Genomic DNA, 18,442 nt, shown 5'->3' on the forward strand with positions numbered 1-18,442 from the left:
CGACCACTATCAACAACGGAAACCTCTCCGCTTGTCGATGCGTTGACATGCTGTTGTTGCCAACAGCAAGAGGTCATCAATGCCGATAGGCACAACCCGAGCCCAATTAATAGGCGCATTCGGCGCCATTTATCTATTATGGGGGGCAACATATCTAGCAATAGCCCTAGGCTTGCAGTCGATCCCCCCTTTGCTCCTGATTGGAGCGCGCTCCATTCTCGGTGGCGCTGTATTGCTTGCCTTCTCGCAATTGAGGGGATTGACTCCACGGCCGCGGGAAGATTGGTGGCACGCTGCAATCAGTGGCGCGCTCCTCTTCGTCGGATGTCACGGGACCCTCGCATATGCCCAGCGTTATGTCCCATCGGGGTTATCGGCCATCTTTTTGGCGACCATTCCGTTCTGGATCGTGCTTGTCAACGTATCAACCGGTCAAAGCGAAGCTTTGAAAAGACTCTTGGCCCTGGTGCCCGGTTTGGCTGGCGTTGGATTAATCGCATGGAATGAAACATCGAATACGCACAATTCGCTGCCGATCGGTATGATTGTTTTGCTTCTGGTATCCTCTCTGTCCTGGGCACTTGGCAGCGTGTACGTACAAAGGCGCGCAGCCCATATTCCGCCTCATGATCTTGCTGGCATGCAACTTGTCTGCGGTAGCGTTGGCTTGTTGACGCTGAGTCAATTGGTCGGCGAATGGGTCGACTTCTCGCCTCGCGAGGTCTCAATCGTTTCACTCGGGGGTATGCTCTATCTGGCGCTCCTCGGTAGCGTCGTCGGGAACACAGCCTACCTGTGGCTGCTCGATCGCATGTCCGCTCCAGTTGTCGCCACTTACACCTTCGTCAATCCAGTCGTCGCGCTCATGCTTGGAGCATGGGTTCTTGGCGAACGTATTACGATGCTGAGCTTAACAGGCGCGACGTTGGTGATCGGCTCCGTTGCGGCGCTTCTCTACTTTGCTAGCGCCGATGCGCGGACTCGACAGCAATCTACTGCGGATCGACGGCAAAACACCGGCGTGCCGAGGTCTCATTGACCGTCCGGTCATGGCACTTTGCCGACCTCAGTCCGGAATGCGCACCAACGCGAACGTTGGTAGACCACGCTCTGAGCGGCCATTGAATTTCGGACAACTTCGTTGTCCGATCTTTCGATTCAATCCAACTTGTCTCAATTGCCGTTGAACCTTCGCGGCGTTCCCCTGACCCACCCTAAGGGGCTCTCGGGACCACAGGAGGTTCTGATGACGAAGCATCGAACGATAACTGGGTTCGTGGCTGTCGCTCTGCTCGCTGTTGCTGCATCCGCCGCCACGATGAGGTCGCACTCGCCTTCGACGGAGAGCATTGCCGTCTCCGCCGGCACGACCATGTCGAATGGCCGCACGGTTGAGGCGAACGAACTCCCAACTGCGAGTTTTGACGAGCGCTGGTCCGCGATGTCTTCTTCGACAACGGATACGCCTGCGCAATAGGCTCGCCGTTCGCTAAGCCGCCGCGATCGGCCGACTTGGCGAAAGTTGCAATGGACCCTTGGCAGTTGGGCGACGCCTTCGCGTGACGGAGCACAGATGCGGCTGCGCGCACGACAAGATGAATACGGAGGTACGACACACCACATTGACAGTCATTTGAAAGTCCACCTTTTTCGAAGGAGGCAACGATGAACGTACTGAAAGCTGCAATCGTCGGCCTGGGACTAATTTCAGCCAATACAGCGGTCCACGCGGACGTCATCGCCGATTGGAACAACACCGCAATGGCCGTCATGAAGGCGGTCAACGTTGGCGGTAATCCGTGGACGCGCAGCATGGCTCTGGTGAACGTGTCCATGTCTGACGCGGTCAACTCGGTGCAGAACCGATATTCACGTTACATACCGGAGCTTCCAATTGACCCGAACGCCTCGGCCGAGGCTGCCGCTGCGGCGGCTGCCCGCGAAATTCTCATGCGTCAGTATCCCGGCCAGAAGGAGCGGATCGATGCAGCCTTCGCGGAGACGATGAAAACCATTCCCGACAACCCTGCGCGGGTTGCGGGTATTGACTTAGGCGCAAAAGTTGCGGATGCCGTTTTCGCCGAACGTCAGGGCGATGCGACAAACACGCCCGACACATACCGCCCGCTCACCACGCCTGGCGTATGGGTGCCGACCACCCCGCCGCTCTTCCCTCAATATGCGACGGCCAAGCCGTGGGGCATGGAGAGCGCAAGTCAGTTCCGCCCGGGTGCGCCCCCGGCCCTCAACAGCGCTCTTTATGCGCGCGATTACAATGAAACCAAGGAAATGGGTGGGGTAAAAAGCGCGAAGCGGACCGACGCGCAGTCCGACGCCGTGCGCTTCTGGACGCAAGCCAACCTCGGGCCCGCATGGTTCCAGGCGGCCAGGCAGGCTTCCGCTCGTCGCGACCTCCCTGTGGCAGAAAGCGCGCGCGTGTTTGCACTGATGTCCATGGCTCTCGCCAATTGCTTCATCGTCGATTGGGACGCCAAATTCCAATACAATTTTTGGCGGCCGATTACCGCGATCCGCAACGGCGACCAGGACGGCAACGATGCGACGGAACGCGAGGCAGGCTGGCAGCCTCTGAACACCACGCCGATGCATCCCGAGTACCCGTCGCAGGCGTCGATCAACGCGGGTGCAGTGCAAGGCGTTCTTGAAGCTGTTTTCGGCACCGGGACGGAGAACTTCACCGTGACCGACACTTCCGACGCGCGCCTTTCGCGCCAATTCACCAGCTTTGCGCAGATGACCCAGGAGCACAAAGAGGTGCGCATCTGGGGCGGCATTCATTTTCGCAATTCGCTGGAAGTCGGAGAAGCAATGGGTCGCAAGATCGCCGACCATCTGGTGGCAAATTACATGAAGCCGGCGCGGTAGGCCCACGCGGCGGGCGAGATCGCCCGGTTATTGAAGACGGTGCGTGCGGACAAGATGCCGCTCGACGATGCAGGCAACGAAGAGCCGCTCGAGCCCGCGCTCAAACGCGCGCTGCTCGAAAGCGGCGCAGCTTTCGAAGAGTTGGTGAAGGCCGCAAAGGATTGGGAAGCGGCGCACCGGGATTGAATGGCCCTCGGCTGATCCGGTCGCTGAGCCACCTGCTCCGAGCGTTCTTGCTGCGGGACAGGTTATCGTCACACGACGCCTTGATTTCTACACTTTTTGAGCAACAAATTGCGACACACAACTCTAGGAGGACACGCGATGATGGGGCGTGGGCTCGCGTTGTTACTGGTAGGGCTGCTCGGCGGCTGCATGCAAGCGACGGTTGCGCCGTCATCGACGGCCAGTTTGACCCCAAGGGACCGGCAGTTGCTCGCTCACGCGCCTTATGCGCAGGCGAGCATTCCGGAGACTTATCGCCGGCATATTGTCGACTACACGCGCAAAGAGCTGCCGGGCACCATCCTGGTCGATACCAACGCCAAGTATCTGTACTACGTCCTGCCGGGAGGCAAGGCGATCCGCTACGGCGTGACGGTGGGAGAGGAAGCGCTGGCCTGGTCTGGCGTTGCAACCGTTGGCCGCTTGGCTGAATGGCCGGATTGGATCCCGACCGCGGAGATCCAGGCGCGGCTCGGCCCCTACCCGAAGCGCGTTCCCGGAGGTCCGGCCAATCCGCTGGGCGCGCGGGCAATCTATCTTTACGAAGGCAACAAGGACACCCTGTACCGCATCCATGGCACCAACCAGCCGGAATATATCGGTCAGGCCATCTCGTCCGGCTGCATCCGCATGCTCAACGAAGACGTCATCGATCTCGTCAACCGGGTGAAGCTGGGCGCGATCGTCGTCGTCCTCCCGCCGGGCCGGAGTGCGTAGCGAGTTGCGCAGCGTGAGGCGCCACTGCGCCGTTCGCAGTTTTTCGTCCCACCCACGCCGCGCGCGTCATTGACGCGCGTGAAGCATCTGCAGCTTGGCAATGCGGTCGTCGGCGCGGCGGAGCCGCCGACAAAGCTCGCGGTTGATATTCTGCATTACCATCACATACGCATGGATGTCGCTCTTGTAGCACGTGTAGAGCTTTTGTGCCGTGAGTTCGTACAGCACCGTTGGACTCTCCGCGACGACGGTGGCTGACCGGTTCTGCATTTCGATAAGCGTCATTTCGCCGAAGAAATCACCGGGCCCGAGATCCGCCATGCGAATGACGCGTCCGGCATCCGCTAGCTTGCTCACCACGAGCTGGCCAGAGTGAACAATGAACATGGAGCGCCCCGCCTCTCCTTCCGCTACGACAGTGGCACCGGCGTTGAACCGGCGCTCGACCAGCATCGAGATCAGGAGATCGAGGCCTGCATCTGAAAGGCCACCAAAGAAAGGTGTGGTGAGCAAGAACGCTTTCAGATCGGGGGAGCTGACAGCCATCGGGTGCCGAGCGATTCCTAACTTGGTATCGAATCTTCAATCGGCCGCATAGAACGCCTCCCGGACAGCATTCGAAATTGGGCCGGAGCCAATAATCGCCGTCTGGGTCATGACTACGCCGATGACGCGGTTTGTCGGATCGATCCAAAACTGCGTGCCATAGATGCCGCCCCATCCATAGCTACCGGCCGGAAGACGGCTCTTGGCTGCGGCGGGATCAGTTAGGATCCCAAAGCCCAGCGTGAAGCCCCAACCCGGCCCTCGAATCGTCGGCATGTTGCCGGTCGCGTTCTGCGTCATCTGCCGGACCGTCTCGGCACGGAGCACCCGCGCGCCGTCAAGCTCGCCCTCGTTCAGCAGCATCTGCAAGAACCGCACGTAGTCACCGATAGTGGCACTCATGCCGGCGCCGCCGGAATTGTACGCCGTCGGAGAGAAGGCGCGGTTCGGGTCGAGGCTGGCAGTGCCCTTGGTGGGTGGGAACGGCACTGCCTCAGGTCCCGTCACGGAAACGTAGCCTGTGCCGAGTGCGCCGGTGACCTGTGCGGGTCGCGTCACCTGCGGAAAGCGTGAGCGAACGGTCTCAGGCGCGTTGAACACAAAGCTCTCGATGCGCAAGGGCTTTGCAATGCGCTCGGTGACAAAGGATTCCAGGCTGTTTCCTGTCACCTTCTCGATGACGGCGCCGAGCACGTCCGTCGCAAGCGAGTATTCCCAGCTCGTGCCAGGCTGATAGCCAAGCGGAACGGAGGCGAGACGCTGCATTGCATCAGCGGTGGTTACTTCGGGCTGATCTAGCCCGTCGGTCACGCGCGCGTCGCGATATGCATCCACAAGCCGAGGATTATTGATGAAATTATACGAGAGCCCCGCGGTATGGGTGAGCAGTTCGCGGATGGTCGGGGGCCTGTTCGCCTGCTCCTCGGTGCCGCCGGGCCCTCGCACCCGCAGCTTGGTGAACTCGGGGAGGAAGCGGCTAACCGGATCATCCAGGCCAATCTTGCCCTGCTCGACAAGGATCATCGCCGCCACTGAGGTGACAGCCTTCGTCATTGAGGCAACTCGGAACACGTCGTTTGCGCCGATGGGCGCGGTACTCCCAACCTCGCGAACGCCGACGCTGCGGCTGTAGACCGGGCGGCCGTCTTGGAGGATCAGCACCACGATACCCGGAGTGCTGCGGCCTTCGACCAATCCCCGAAGGGTTTCATCGAGTTTGGCGTTGCGCGCCTCGGGCGAAAAAGCCAGGGCCACCGGGACGGGGCTGAGCGCGAAAGCTATTACTGCGGCCGCAAGCAGTCGGATGACAAGACGACGTGAGATCATGATATCCCTCCCGTGGACCTGTTCTGACGCCGCCATTCTGCAGCTACTCGAGACCGAGAGCAATGTCTCGGGCGTGGCCTATAGAGACATTCGCGGGGCTCCCCAATTTCCCCAGATCCTCGCTTGACAGGGGGCAAACCTCATAAATCATCGAGGTCATTGAGCCATGTTACGGGCACGGCTGCATGAGCAAAGACGCGCCTCACGGCACTTGGGTTGCGGAGGCGCGTCTGTGTGTAGGGCCTCTTACGTACCGGGCGTTTTGACGACCAGCTTTATGTTCAAGAGGTTGACGCCCTTGAACGGGTTCGGCGCGCTTTCGATAGTGCCGGTGCCCGTAGCGTTCGCATAGGCACCCGTGCCCGAGAGGATCGTATATTCGCCAGTTGACCGGCCGTCTTTGACCGAGCCGGTGTAACGCGCCGTGATCGAGCCATCCTCGAACGCGTAGGTGCTGTAGCCGAAGAAGGATCCCGAGCCTTTGAGCAAGTCCGAGGAATTGACGAACTCTTTCACCCCGATACGGCCATCCTTGAAGACGGCGACGCCAAACAGTCTGCCGGACGCGACTGACTGGCCTTCGATGTTTGCTGCCTCTGTTATCTTGTAGTCGATCGGCTTAGTGACGAGCTTGAACTCGAGCACCTGCTCTCCGGCAAGAGCGGTCGACGCCGCAGTGACCAGAGCCACGCCAGAAAGGAAAACGGCGAGACACTTGCGCATATGCTCCTCCTGCGTTTGCTGGAACTGAAAAACGGGATGCTTGCCGTGCCCCGCCAGCGGCTGACGTTTTGGAGATCGTCCAGCGCGCAGGCTCGGACACAACTATGGGTCTTAGGGACAGAAGAAAGGTTCAGCGTTTGATCTTCGTGATCTTCGCCAGCCGGAGGCAGGGCAAATCCCATGTCGAAGCCGCCCTTCACCATAGTCCGGAACCCCGGTGGAACCGACATTGAACCCCTGAAAAGGGCTTCCGGCGTAAAACCGAAATCAACCAGGATATTGCGTGTGTCTCATGCCGCGTCGCGACTCGACGTGCATTGCAAGACCGAATTCGCTGACCAACGTTCTGCGCGGCTTGTCGCTGATACCCCAGCCAAAGTGCTGGACGTCAAGGTTGGGCAACTTTCTGCTCGCCTACCTTTGCAGACTACGCCCCATTGCGGCCTTTCCGAGCATAGCGCAGGGACACTTGCTCCAGCCACGAACGGTTCACTTTTGCTTCTCGCAACCTACAACCTCACGCGGCCGGATTGGACCCGGATCTGCCGGGGTTGAACGCTCTCGTCTTGTTCCAGCGGCAGGGAAAATTGAAACACGGCGCCCCGAGGTTGGTTCGCGCTCGCCCACATCCGTCCTCCGTGAGCCTCGACCATCGACCGGCAGATCGCGAGGCCCATGCCCATGCCCTTCGCCTTCGTCGTATAGAAGGCCTGGAACACGCGCTCGACATCCGCCGGGGCCAGGCCCGGGCCGGAATCGCGAACCGTGACGAGTACGCCGCCCGCGGCCTCCCTCTCGCTGTTGATCCGTAGCTCGCGTGTCCGCTCGTCGCTGTCGTCCATGGCTTCAATGGCATTGAGGATCAGGTTCAGAATCACCTGCTGCAGTTGAGTGCGATCGCCTTTCACCATAGGCAAGCCCGGCGCGAGGTCGGTCTGCAGCAAGATGCCATGCTTGAGCATTTCGCTCCGGGTCAGCACGACCATTTCGAGGATGGCTTCATTGAGGTCGAACCGATCGTTCCGCGGCGGCACCTTGTTGATGAGGGCCCGGATCCCGTCGATGACGTTGCCGGCGCGCTTGCCGTCCTCGACGATACGACGAAGGGAATCGCGAACCTCGCCGAGATTGGGCGGTTGAGCGCCAAGCCAGCGCAGGGCAGCCCCGGCATTGGTAACCGTCGCCGCGATCGGCTGGTTGACCTCATGTGCAATCGAGGCCGTCAATTGACCCATCGTGGTGACGCGATTGGTGTGCGCGAGTTCCGCCTGCATGGCGCGCAAGGCTTCTTCGGCCCGCCTGCGTTCGGTGATGTGCCGCCCGACGCCGCGGTAGCCGACGAAGCGCCCCGTATTGTCAAACACCGGCAGCCCGGAGACGGACACGTAGCGCTTGCTGCCGTCGGGACCAGCTCGCGCAAGCTCAAAATCGCGAAACGGCAGGTGGGCATCGAGCGTCTCCCGGTGCTTGCGCCAGGCCTCTTCATCCGGCTCCAGGTAAGGCACTTCCCAACGGGTCTTGCCGATCTCGGAGCCCGGCGTCGGCGCGTCGGCAAGGCTTTCCGCGAACTCCTGGTGAGTGAAGCGATGTTGGGCATCAGTCTCCCAGTACACGTCGAAGGAGAACTGCACGAGGGTGCGAAAGCGTTCCTCGCTCTGCCGCAGCGCCTCTTCCGCCCGCTTGCGCTCGGTCAGATCGAGGACAAAACTAACACCTTGATCTGGGCTTTGTTCGAACATCACCCCGCCGAGCAGCACGGGCACGCGACTGCCGTCCTTTCGAAAATACTCCTTCTCGAATGGCTGGACGGTCCCCTTCCGCTTCAGCTCCGCCACCGTGCGTGAATCGCGGTCGTGCCATTCCACCGGCGTGAGGTCAGTCCGGCTGAGGCAACCCGAGGCAAGATCCTCCCGGTTATAACCCAACATACGGAGAAACGCGTCGTTGGCCTCGAGAATGCGACCTTCGAGATCCCAAATGATGATGCCAACGATGTTGGCGTCGACCAGCCGCCGGATCTTCTTGTCACGCGCCAGGAGATCGCCGTGGAGCGCGATGTTCTCCGCGATCGCCTTACGCCGCCTTATTGCTTCGCGCCGTGCAAGCGCCAACCCCGCCACTGCCAGTGCTGCGACAATGACGATGGCCGTAGCGATCAGCCAGGCCTTGCGTTGTTCGAGTGCCTCGGCGCGCTTCTCGTGATCCACGAGCAGGAAACGCTCGTGGTCCACCATCTGGTCGATTTGCGACCTTATCTCGTCCAGGCTGCGGATCATCGCCAGCGCCGCCTGCCCGGAGGTGCTGGCCGTCTTGACGATGTCATCGATCTCACGCAGCTTTGCTGCAACTGTCAGCGCCAGATGACCGGCACGATGGTTCTGCAATGGATCGTTCGCGACCAGAGCTTGGAGCGCCTGCGCGTCTCGTCGTACGCTCTCGTCTGAGACGCCGTAAGCCTTGAGATATGAGGGGTCGAGAGTCAGCAGATACCCGCGTCTTTGGGCCTCCACGTCGGCGATGACCCCCGCAGCCGATCCAGAGTCTCCAGCACCTGGCGGCTGCGCTCGTGCGCAAAATCTGCCGCTTGTCGATCCTGACGATACTGGATGGCGAGAAGCCCGGTCGCGGCAACCACAGGCAGGAGCACCGCGACCACGAGCGTCAGCGGACGAGCAAAGCGCCGAGAGGACTGGCTCAGAGGGACTGACATGGCCTGGGCCTTAGATGCTCGCGAGAGCGCTGTTTTGTGATGCCGACGCAAAGTATTGCTTGTATAATGGAGACACAGCCAGACCCGCGTAGACGAAGTGGGAACCGGCATGCTCGGCCGCATAGACTACACCGGCTCAGGCAGCCCGTCAGTTCTCTCGCAAGGCCAGAACGTCACGGGACGCCCGCTCGCGTCTTGTGAAGGACTGCCCTCAGGCAGGAGCGATCCTCATGGCTCCGGGTGAAAAGTCGCCACACGGTCGAGGACCGGCTAGCCGGCGCAGCTTCGTCAAGGGATTGGGCGCCGCGGGGGTAGCCTTGCCGGCCCTCGCCATGCTGCCGCGGTGGGGTGTCGCAGAGGATGTCGCCGCGAGCTATGCCAACGCTGCGATAAATTGGAAACAATTTGCGGGGGAGACGATCACGCTCGCGGGCGCGATCCATCCCTGGTCGAACGCGATCACTCCGCTTTTGTGGGACTTCACCAAGCTCACGGGTATCAGCGTCGTTACCGACTTCCGACTGGAGACCACGTATCTGGGCGCACTACCGATCCAGCTCGCGCGAGGCAGCAGCACGCCCGACGTCTTCATGTACACGACCTATGGCCAGGGCATTTCGCAAGGATGGCTCGAGCCGCTGAACGCGTATTATTCCGACAAATCGCTGACCGATCTCGGCTGGTATGACGAGAGCGACCTTCTCAAGACAGCCCGAGCCTTTCCGTTGTGGCGGGACGCCGAACGCTACGCCTTCCCGATCACTTCCGAGGCGGTGACCCTGTTCATCAACGGCGATGCGCTTGCAGCCAAGAATCTGCCTGTTCCCCGGACTTTTGATGAGCTGCTCGCCACCGCCAACGCAATCAAGACCAGTGAAATGTCCGGGATCGCCATGCGGGCGCAGGCCGGCGGCAATTCGTCCGTGCCGGCCATGAGCTTCGTGTTCTCCTACGGCGGCGACATGGTCAAGGACAACAAGGCCGCTTTCGCGAGCCCCGAGGCCATCGCGTCCATCGAGATGTTCGGTCAACTGCTCCGTCAAGCCGGGTCTCGCGGTGTGAGCGGCTACGAATGGTACCACGTGCTGGACGACTTTCTTCAGCGCAAGACGGCGATGGCGATCGACAGCAGCAACTTCGCTACCGACATCTCCAATCCAGCAAAAAGCCTCGTTGCGAGGCAAGCGGTGTTTGCCGCCTTTCCCAATGTCGCCGGTCGCAAGTCCGTGCCCTTCATGTCGCACTGGCAGGCTTGCATCAATTCCAGATCACGACACAAGCGGGCGGCTTTTTTGTTTCTGCTGTGGGCGACAAGCAAGCCTACCTCGCTGCGGACCGCCGCAGCGGGGCTGGCGACGACACGTGTGTCGGCGTGGTCGAGCGAAGACTTCAAGAAGGCATTCGGCGCCCAAGCCGCGGAGGCCGCGCTGACCAACTTGCAGAATGCCGATGTCGACCGCGCCAAGGCGATCCTTTTCCATCCGCTCTCGAGGCCGATCCTGGACGCCTTCATGATCGGCGTGAATGAAGTGGTCTCGGGTGCACGACCGGCAAGGATTGCGATGACCAATGCCGCCGAGAAGGCCAATGCGGCGATCCGCGGATAGCGGAGCCGACGGCGCTTCCGTGCGTGGCGACCGCGTGAACCGGGACTTCAGCTCACGGTTGCCACTGCCGACGGCGCTCCACAAAAAAACAACAATCCAGTCAACTAATGGCGTGCATCGAGGGACGTGTCATGGTGCACTGCACCGACATCGCCGGGCGCAATACGGGGCAGGCAAATCCTGACGATAACGGCCTGTGCCGCCCTGCGCCGAATGGCGCCCTTCTCGAAAACAACTTCTCACGCAGGCGACAAGACGTGCTGCCGTCTCCTTTCGACGGTAGTTCAGCCGGTCCATGCCATCTATCTCGAACTCCTGACCCTATGAGGCTCTGCCACCAGAATATCCCCTTGCAAGGGTCGCGAGACAATTCGGCCCAACAAACAAACCACAAAGGGAGGACACAGATGACTTTCCATGAACGATATGCCGTCGGCTGCGCCGTGCTGGCGGTGGCTGCCCTGGTCACTGTCTCGCCGACGCGCGCCCAAGCGCCGACGCAGCCTCAAGAGGCGGCCCTGAATGCCGAGGCGACCCAGAACGACTGGCCGACCTATCACGGCACCTACAAGTCCTACCATTACAGCGGCCTCGACCAGATCAATACCGGCAACGTCAAGAATCTTGAAGTTGCCTGGATGCATTTTCCGGAGCGCGCCACCCGCGGCATTCAGTCAACGCCGCTGGCCCTTGACGGCGTGCTGTACTATTCGGGCTCCTACAGCCGTATCTGGGCGCTGGACGGCGCGACCGGCAAGACAATTTGGTCCTACACACCGGAGCTCGACGAGGACCTGGTCTCCAAGCAGACGCACTCGCCCTACAATCGCGGCATCGCCATCGGACACGGCAATCTCTACGTCGGCACGGTCGATGGCCGCCTGATCGCGCTCGATCTGAAGACCGGCAAGCCGGTATGGGACACGAAGCTCCTGGATTCCAAGAAGATGACAGTCGGCTTCACCGGCGCGCCGCTGGTCGTGAAGGACAAGGTGATCATCGGCGCCCAGGGCGGCGAATGGCCCCATCGCGGACCGATCTTCGGCGTGGAAGGCAAGACCGGAGCGAAGAAATGGGAATTCTTGACGGTGGCCGGTACTGAAGAGGCCATGAAGACCTGGGGTGGCGACTCCTGGCGGACCGGCGGCGGTGGCGGCTGGATGCCGGGAACCTATGACCCGGAAAGCAATACGGTGTGGTGGGGCACTGCCAACCCGGCGCCGCTCTACGACTGGGGAGGCCCGGACTGGAAAAAGAGCGGACCGCGGCCGGGCGAGAATCTCTACACAACATCGGTCATCGCGCTCGATCCCGATACCGGCAAGCTCAAATTCTACCATCAGGAGCTGCCGCACGATGCGTGGGACTTCGACTCTTCCGTGGGAGAGTTCGTCATGATCGAACGTGGCGGCAAGAAGCTCGTCGTGCACGCCAACAAGAGCGGATACGTCTTCGTCTATGATCGTTCCAACGCCAAGATCGAGAACGTCTGGCCGCTGGTAAAGAACATCAACTTCGTCAAGAGCATTGATCCGAAGACCGGCGAGCTGATCGGTCGCCGCGACCTCTCCGAAGGCAAGGTGGACCCGCCATTGTGCCCGGCGATCATGGGCGGCATTAGCTGGAACTCTGGCGCCTACAGCCCCAAGAACGGGCTCTTCTACCGGATTGGGCAGGAGTGGTGCATGGAGCTGACCGTCGAGAAGACCACGCCGATCCTGGAGCCGATGGCCCAGCTCAACCTCGGCGCCACGTTCAAGCCTATCCCGCCTCCGGACGGACCGGCCCGTGGTCATCTTAGCGCCCGCGACCCGGTCACTGGCGCCAAGAAATGGGAGGTCAACTACAAGTACCCGCCGCTCGCCAGCGTTCTCGCCACCGCAGGCAATCTGGTATTCGTGCCGGACGCCGAAGGCGTCGTGCGCGCCTACAATGCGGACACCGGTGAAGAGCTCTGGTCGCGCAATAATGGCATGGGACATAACGCCGGTATCATCAGCTACATGGCCGGTGGCAAGCAGTACATCGCCGTACCCGCGGGCTGGGGCAGCCTGGTGGCCGACGAGTTTGTCGCGCTCTATGGCGAGCCCTTCAAGAGCATGTCGAAGAATACCGGAGCCCTGGTGGTCTTCGCGCTCAGGCAATGACGATGGCGTGGGGCGGCGGGGATCGATCTCTTCCTGCCGCCCTTGCCGGTCCATACGTCGCGGTGAATGCGGATGCTGGAATGCGGATACCGTTTGTAATTGTCGCTTCCCTGGCCACCATCTGGCCATGGCTGCCGAGCGCCTCGTTTGCCCAACAGTCCACCTCGGCAGGCGCGGCAAATCCGCTGCCGCAAGCCGAAGCTTCGCCGGACGACATTGAAGGTGGGAAAATGTTCGCAACCACCTGCGGCTTTTGCCACCCAGCCGGCGGCCGCCATGCGGGCAGAGGTCCGAAGCTGTCGAAGTCCGAACGCAGCGACGAATACATCATCGAGCGTATCAAGAAGGGCAAGACGGGCGCCATGCCCGCCTATGGTTCGGTGTTCAGTGACGGCCAGATCATCGCGATCCTGGCCTACATTCGAGGACTCGATGACTAGAGCGCCTTCCGCAGGCTGGAAACCGCGATATCGCCCCGCCCGATACGCGGCCGGCCTCGCGCTGCTGATGCTCTGGAACGCATCGGCGCACGCCCGCTCGCTGGAATCGGTGATCGAGCGCGGCGCGTTGACGCTCTGCGCCAGCCCCAACGCGCTGCCGTTTGCAAGCAAGTTCGGACCCGTACCGGGATTTCAGATCGAACTCGGCGAGAAGATTGCCGAGCAACTCGGTGTCAAGCTCACGAGAGAGTGGGTGGTCAGTGCGATCCAGTATCGGCGCGCCGATTGCGACCTCGTGCTCGACGTCATCGCGCGCAAGGACACGGAGCCCCCGGGCGGTGTGCGGGTTTCGCGTCCTTATCATCGCAGCGGCGTTGTGCTCGCGGTGCGCAGCGACTCGAAGGCGTCGTCGCTGGCAAGTCTCGGTTCCGATCAGCGGGTCGGCGTACCCGTCGGCTCGCTGGTCTCGATGACGCTCGCCAAAGGCGGCACCGCCACGTCTCCATTCGTGTATGAGGACGACATTGTCGCAGCGTTGGCCAATCGCGAGATCGAGGCGGCGGCCGTCACGCCGATGACGGTTGGCTGGTTCAATCTGCAGCATGCCGACAAGCCGTTGCGCCTGATTCCGGCGTTCGACAACGATTCTGATTTGAACTGGAACATTGCGGCGGGGCTGCTCCGCCCCGACGACAAGCTGCAGCAGCGTGTCGATGCGGCGATCGAGGCGCTGCTGGCCGATGGCAGCATCGCGCGGATCTATGCTCGCTATGGCATAGAGCTGCGGCCTCCGCAGTGAGGCTATCGGTGTATTGTTATGGGACGTGCGCACCACGCGCATCGACCGTGCTTGCGTGTTCCGCACCGAGATGACGCGCTTCACGGTAAACTGAGACCGGTCACAGGGCCTTTGTGCTAGTCTGGCGGACGCAGGTGTGTGTGTGCGGTCCAGAAGCATGCCAAGGGAACCAAAAAGGCAATGCATCTCTACCGAGCGTGGTTGGCTGATTGCGCTGGCCATCGTGGTGGGAACGTTGCTCGGCCTGGCCGGCCCCACCTCTGCACAGTTCTTTAACTTCGGCGGATATCAGCAGCGGCCACAACCGCAACGCGGCGGCGGCTGGTTTGGTAACGAACGCGGTGGCGGCTGGTACGGTAACGATACGTTTGCGCCGTACCAGGAGCACGCGCCGCAGCCCCGTTGGAGTGGGCGGCAAGCGCCTCCGCCGGTGCGCGAGGATTTTTCAAAGGCGCCGCCGCCCGAAAAACGCAATGGCGTACCGGAGCGCCACATTCTGGTGCTCGGCGACGCCATGGCGGACTGGCTCGCCTATGGGCTTGAGAACATCTATGCCGATCAGCCTGAGATGGGTGTGATCCGCAAACACAAGACAGTTTCCGGCCTGATCAAGTACCAGCCGAAGGGCGATCCAGCCGATTGGGCCGCTGCTGCCAAAGGCATTCTCGCCACTGAAAAGGCGGACGCCATTGTCGTCATGCTCGGGCTTGATGATCGCACCGCAATCCGCGAGCCGGCAGTCGATAAACCCGACAATAAAGCCGGGGACAAGAAAGACGCCAAGGCCAAACCTGATGGCAAGGCTTCGAGTGCAAAGCCCGATGCCGCAACCAAGGTGCCGGATCCCGAATTGCCGCCAGACGATGCCGCCGAAAACAGCGACGCGCGGGCGGCCACTGGAACAGAGAAGAGCGCACGCTCGTCGAACGGCATCCATGAGTTTCGCGAGAAACGCTGGGTCGAACTCTACATGGCAAAGATCGAGGAGATGATCGGCGTACTCAAGTCCAAGGATGTGCCTGTGCTGTGGGTGGGTCTGCCGGTGGTACGTGGCGCCAAGTCGACCGCCGACACGGCGTTTCTGAATACGCTCTATCGCGATGCGGCCGGCAAAGCCGGCATCACCTATGTCGATGTCTGGGACGGATTTGTCGATGAAACCGGCCGCTTCTTGCAGCACGGCCCAGACTTCGAAGGGCAGACCCGTCGGCTGCGCTCTTCCGATGGCGTGTACTTCACCAAGGCTGGCGCGCTCAAGCTCGCGCATTATGCCGAGCGCGAAATCAACCGCCTGTTGGCTGCGCGTTCCGGCCCGGTTGTGCTGCCCACTGAGCCAGCTACGCCCGACACCAGTGCACGGCCGGATCAGCCGGCGCCGCGTCCGCTCGCCGGGCCGATCGTTCCCTTGGCGCCCTCCTCTGTCGGCACGAATCAATTGCTCGGTGGTCCGGGGGCGCGGACTGTGACGATGGATGCGCAGGCGGCGCGGGTATTGATCACAGGGGAGCCTTTGTCGGCGCCAGCCGGTCGAGCCGACGATTTTGCCTGGCCGCGACGTGAAATCGAAGGGGCCAAGGGTGAGACGCCCGTGGCGTCGACATCGCTCGATGCCAACGCACGGGCGCCGGCGGCATCGCTGAAGCCGAAAAAGCAACGGCCCCGGAGCGGGACCAACAATCGTTTTTGACGGTTTCCAGGAAATGGCCAAAAGCCTGTTTCAGTGCGTAGCCATGCGCGGAACCCAGATGTGGCTCAATGACAACACTGACGTGAAATCGCGCGAATGGATGCCGTAGTCGCTCTCTCCGACTTGTATCCGCCCTCATTGGATTGCGACCCTTGCGTGTCGAATTCGGTGGGTGGGGTACGATATGTTTTCCATCGGCTGTGCCAGGACTTCGTTCGTCGACATCAAAGCAAGCCTCATTCGCATTAGCGCGCCTTCGGGTTCGGTCTCTGGGCGAGCATGAAGCGCCGCGCGCTCATTTCTGTTCTCGGCGGTATCGCTTCGCGATTTTGGCGCCGCGGCCGCATCATCATTGCCGCAATGGCCGCAATGATACTTCTGCCGATCGAGGTCAGCGACGCGGGCTGGCTGTCGGACGTCTTCAAAGGCCCGTCAAAACAGGCCAAATCGCCAAAGCAAGGCAAGCCGTCGAAGCACGTCACTTCGCGCAAGCCAGCCACTTTGGCGAGACGAGCCACTATGGCGAGACCAGCCGCCTCGCCAAAGCGCCGCACCGTGAAGCTTGCCGCCCTGGGGCCGGTCGCCTTGCCCTCTGCTGCTTTCAAACCGGTCGTCGCCCCCCTGTGCGATCCCTCCAAGTTCCGGATCGTTCTGGATGTGGGACACACCGCCGAATCGGAAGGCGCGATCAGCGCGCGCAACGTCTCTGAGTTTGTCTTCAATCTGCGCCTTGCGAAGCGGATCGAGGAGAAGTTGAAGGCCGAGGGCTTTACCGAAACCAGGTTGCTCGTGACCGAGGGCAAGGCGAGGCACAGCCTCTTCAAACGCGTCGCCGCCGCCAACAATCTTCCCGCGGATCTCCTGCTGTCGATCCACCATGACTCCGTGCCCAACAAATTCCTCGAGGACTGGGAGTTCGAGGGAAAGAAAAGCCATTTCAGCGACCGCTTCAGCGGATATTCCGTCTTCGTCTCCCGCAGCAACCCGGACTTCAAGACCAGTTTCGCCTTCGCCGAACTGATCGCCAAGGAAATGAAGGCCCAGGGCCTCGACTATGCCAAGCAATATTCCCAGTCCATCATGGGACGGTACCAGCGCGAGTTACTGAACAAGGAGACCGGCGTCTATCGCTACGATGAGCTCATCGTGCTGAGAAAAACCCGGATGGCTGCCGTCCTGCTGGAAGCGGGCTCGATTATCAACCGGGACGAAGAGCTCAAGATGAGTTCGCCTGAGCGGCGGGACATCATCAGCAGCGGTGTCACGGCGGCGGTGAAGACATTTTGCGAGCCCCGATGGGCCATGCTCGGTCCGCTCTGACGGCGCGGCAGCGTCGCATCTGAACCCCGCCTGCCGGCTTCAACCCTTTGACTGCTTCTTGATTTCGTCGAATGTGGAAAGCGCTCGTTCAAATTTTTCGTCGAACAGCCACATCGCATCGAGAATTTCGCGGTAGGTCGCGGATGTTTTGGCCCGGTCAGCCTGTCCGAAGGTGAAAACGCTGTTATTTCGCAGATAGGCCATGACCTTCGGGTCGGAAATTCTGTAGTCGACCAGGTTGCGCGAGCCGAGCGCAGACCTGGTCGGGCTCGGGATAATCTGGATCAGTTCAAACAGCTTCATTTGATCGATCGGATCCGGCAGCGTCTTCACGATCGCCGGTACTTGCGGGAAAATATCCGCGTGTGCGTTCATGAGGCCATCCCGCACGGCGGTCCAGTGGTTATACCGATGGTCCAGATTGCCGGCCCGTGCCTCCTCCTTGTCGTCGCGGGCATTCAGTGCGGGATCAAAGGCTGCGATCGACTTCTTTATCGCGGCCCATTTCCTTCGCCCGTTTTGATCCTCGGCTACGCCTGTTTGCAGGCTGCCCTTGTACTTGTTCGAGCGCGCATTCCCGATGTTCTGATTGCCATTTGTTTCGGCAAAGAACAGGCCCAGGCTGATACGGCCTGCTGCTTCGGCGTTGGCCGCATCAAGGCCCTTGGCTCGCGCAATGGCCGTGCCCAGATCGACAACGTCCTTGAATGGAGTGTCTGAGTTCTGCGCGTTGGCGGGCGGCGCTTGCATCAGGTCGAAAAGTTTCCTGTACTCGTCGAGCAGCGGCTCATTGTCGGCGCTAAAATACGCCGGCGGGATTCCGTATTTATTGGGCCCGCCTATCTTGGACGGAAGAGCGTCGGTGAGATCCTTGTACGCGCTGATCATGTTGTTGCGTGCAAGGTAGAGTGCTTGTCCTGGCAAGTTCGGTAGTCGCTGGTTCGAATTGATCTGCGCGCGCCGCTGGCCCAGGATCGACTCGAAGTTGCTCCGTGCATTATTGTATGTATTGAGCGCATCCGACTGTTTTTTGGTGAGTGCAGCCGGCTCGCCCATTGCAGGCGACATGAAGCTGAGATTGCCGATCGCGGCCACCACGAGCGGGGTGACCGTGCTGACGATAGCATTGGTGGCAACGGAACCCGGCGCCGTGAAGAAGATTCCGAGAGCAAGAGCAGCCGCGGGCGCAGCAGTATGGCTTTTTATCCCCATGGCGATTTTCCATGCCCAAGTTTCATCGGATCGCGACCGACGCGATCGTAAACAATGAACGTGCAGCTTGGCGAGGCGAAAGAGGGCGCGCGTCGAC

At 61.0% G+C, this 18,442-nt stretch carries 14 protein-coding genes and 2 pseudogenes; 10 read left to right on the plus strand and 6 right to left on the minus strand.

Features of this window, described 5'->3' with window-relative positions:
• Positions 1-79 precede the first annotated feature (79 nt).
• From ACFXS9_RS01320 to ACFXS9_RS01335, 4 genes are all read left to right on the plus strand, one after another.
• Entirely contained in the window at positions 80-1,039 is a 960-nt protein-coding gene (locus tag ACFXS9_RS01320) for an EamA family transporter (RefSeq protein WP_392684263.1), read from the plus strand.
• A 626-nt stretch (positions 1,040-1,665) separates the two neighbouring features.
• Positions 1,666-2,886 (plus strand): vanadium-dependent haloperoxidase, encoded by a 1,221-nt coding sequence (locus ACFXS9_RS01325; RefSeq protein WP_392684265.1) that lies wholly within the window; start codon positions 1,666-1,668, stop codon positions 2,884-2,886.
• Positions 2,887-2,940: 54 nt separating this feature from the next.
• Positions 2,941-3,072 carry a hypothetical protein gene (locus tag ACFXS9_RS01330; protein ID WP_392684268.1) on the plus strand — a complete coding sequence of 44 codons (132 nt, stop codon included), beginning with the start codon at positions 2,941-2,943 and terminating at the stop codon, positions 3,070-3,072.
• A gap of 141 nt (positions 3,073-3,213) precedes the next feature.
• Complete coding sequence (locus ACFXS9_RS01335) at positions 3,214-3,828, plus strand: L,D-transpeptidase (protein WP_392687166.1); 615 nt, start codon at positions 3,214-3,216, stop codon at positions 3,826-3,828.
• Between the two features lie 66 nt (positions 3,829-3,894).
• On the opposite strand, the gene ACFXS9_RS01340 is transcribed toward ACFXS9_RS01335, so the two are convergent.
• From ACFXS9_RS01340 to ACFXS9_RS01360, 5 genes and pseudogenes are all read right to left on the minus strand, one after another.
• Entirely contained in the window at positions 3,895-4,374 is a 480-nt protein-coding gene (locus tag ACFXS9_RS01340) for a Crp/Fnr family transcriptional regulator (RefSeq protein ID WP_392684271.1), read from the minus strand.
• A gap of 36 nt (positions 4,375-4,410) precedes the next feature.
• On the minus strand, positions 4,411-5,700 hold the full coding sequence (locus ACFXS9_RS01345; protein ID WP_392684274.1) for a serine hydrolase domain-containing protein: 1,290 nt from the start codon (positions 5,698-5,700) through the stop codon (positions 4,411-4,413).
• A 246-nt stretch (positions 5,701-5,946) separates the two neighbouring features.
• Complete coding sequence (locus ACFXS9_RS01350) at positions 5,947-6,423, minus strand: hypothetical protein (protein WP_392684277.1); 477 nt, start codon at positions 6,421-6,423, stop codon at positions 5,947-5,949.
• A gap of 509 nt (positions 6,424-6,932) precedes the next feature.
• Positions 6,933-8,486 (minus strand): annotated as a pseudogene (locus ACFXS9_RS01355) (PAS domain S-box protein); the annotation flags it as partial.
• Positions 8,487-8,675: 189 nt separating this feature from the next.
• Positions 8,676-8,933, minus strand: a pseudogene (locus ACFXS9_RS01360) (CHASE3 domain-containing protein); the annotation flags it as partial.
• A 430-nt stretch (positions 8,934-9,363) separates the two neighbouring features.
• Here ACFXS9_RS01360 and ACFXS9_RS01365 point away from each other — a divergent pair.
• The 6 genes from ACFXS9_RS01365 to ACFXS9_RS01390 all read left to right on the plus strand — a co-directional run bounded on the left by ACFXS9_RS01365 (position 9,364) and on the right by ACFXS9_RS01390 (position 17,133).
• Positions 9,364-10,740: an ABC transporter substrate-binding protein gene (locus tag ACFXS9_RS01365; protein WP_392684280.1), complete on the plus strand. Its 1,377-nt coding sequence runs from the start codon at positions 9,364-9,366 to the stop codon at positions 10,738-10,740.
• Positions 10,741-11,147: 407 nt separating this feature from the next.
• Positions 11,148-12,887: a pyrroloquinoline quinone-dependent dehydrogenase gene (locus ACFXS9_RS01370; protein WP_392684283.1), complete on the plus strand. Its 1,740-nt coding sequence runs from the start codon at positions 11,148-11,150 to the stop codon at positions 12,885-12,887.
• Between the two features lie 80 nt (positions 12,888-12,967).
• Positions 12,968-13,327 (plus strand): c-type cytochrome, encoded by a 360-nt coding sequence (locus tag ACFXS9_RS01375; protein WP_392684286.1) that lies wholly within the window; start codon positions 12,968-12,970, stop codon positions 13,325-13,327.
• On the plus strand, positions 13,320-14,126 hold the full coding sequence (locus ACFXS9_RS01380; RefSeq protein ID WP_392684289.1) for a substrate-binding periplasmic protein: 807 nt from the start codon (positions 13,320-13,322) through the stop codon (positions 14,124-14,126). The genes ACFXS9_RS01375 and ACFXS9_RS01380 overlap by 8 nt, the downstream gene beginning before the upstream one ends.
• A gap of 157 nt (positions 14,127-14,283) precedes the next feature.
• Positions 14,284-15,813: a DUF459 domain-containing protein gene (locus ACFXS9_RS01385; RefSeq protein WP_392684292.1), complete on the plus strand. Its 1,530-nt coding sequence runs from the start codon at positions 14,284-14,286 to the stop codon at positions 15,811-15,813.
• 519 nt (positions 15,814-16,332) lie between these two features.
• On the plus strand, positions 16,333-17,133 hold the full coding sequence (locus tag ACFXS9_RS01390) for an N-acetylmuramoyl-L-alanine amidase (protein ID WP_392687169.1): 801 nt from the start codon (positions 16,333-16,335) through the stop codon (positions 17,131-17,133).
• 39 nt (positions 17,134-17,172) lie between these two features.
• On the opposite strand, the gene ACFXS9_RS01395 is transcribed toward ACFXS9_RS01390, so the two are convergent.
• Entirely contained in the window at positions 17,173-18,201 is a 1,029-nt protein-coding gene (locus tag ACFXS9_RS01395) for a hypothetical protein (RefSeq protein ID WP_392687172.1), read from the minus strand.
• Positions 18,202-18,442 lie beyond the last annotated feature (241 nt).

It is taken from the genome of Bradyrhizobium sp. RDI18, assembly GCF_043203335.1.
GTDB lineage: Bacteria > Pseudomonadota > Alphaproteobacteria > Rhizobiales > Xanthobacteraceae > Bradyrhizobium > Bradyrhizobium retamae.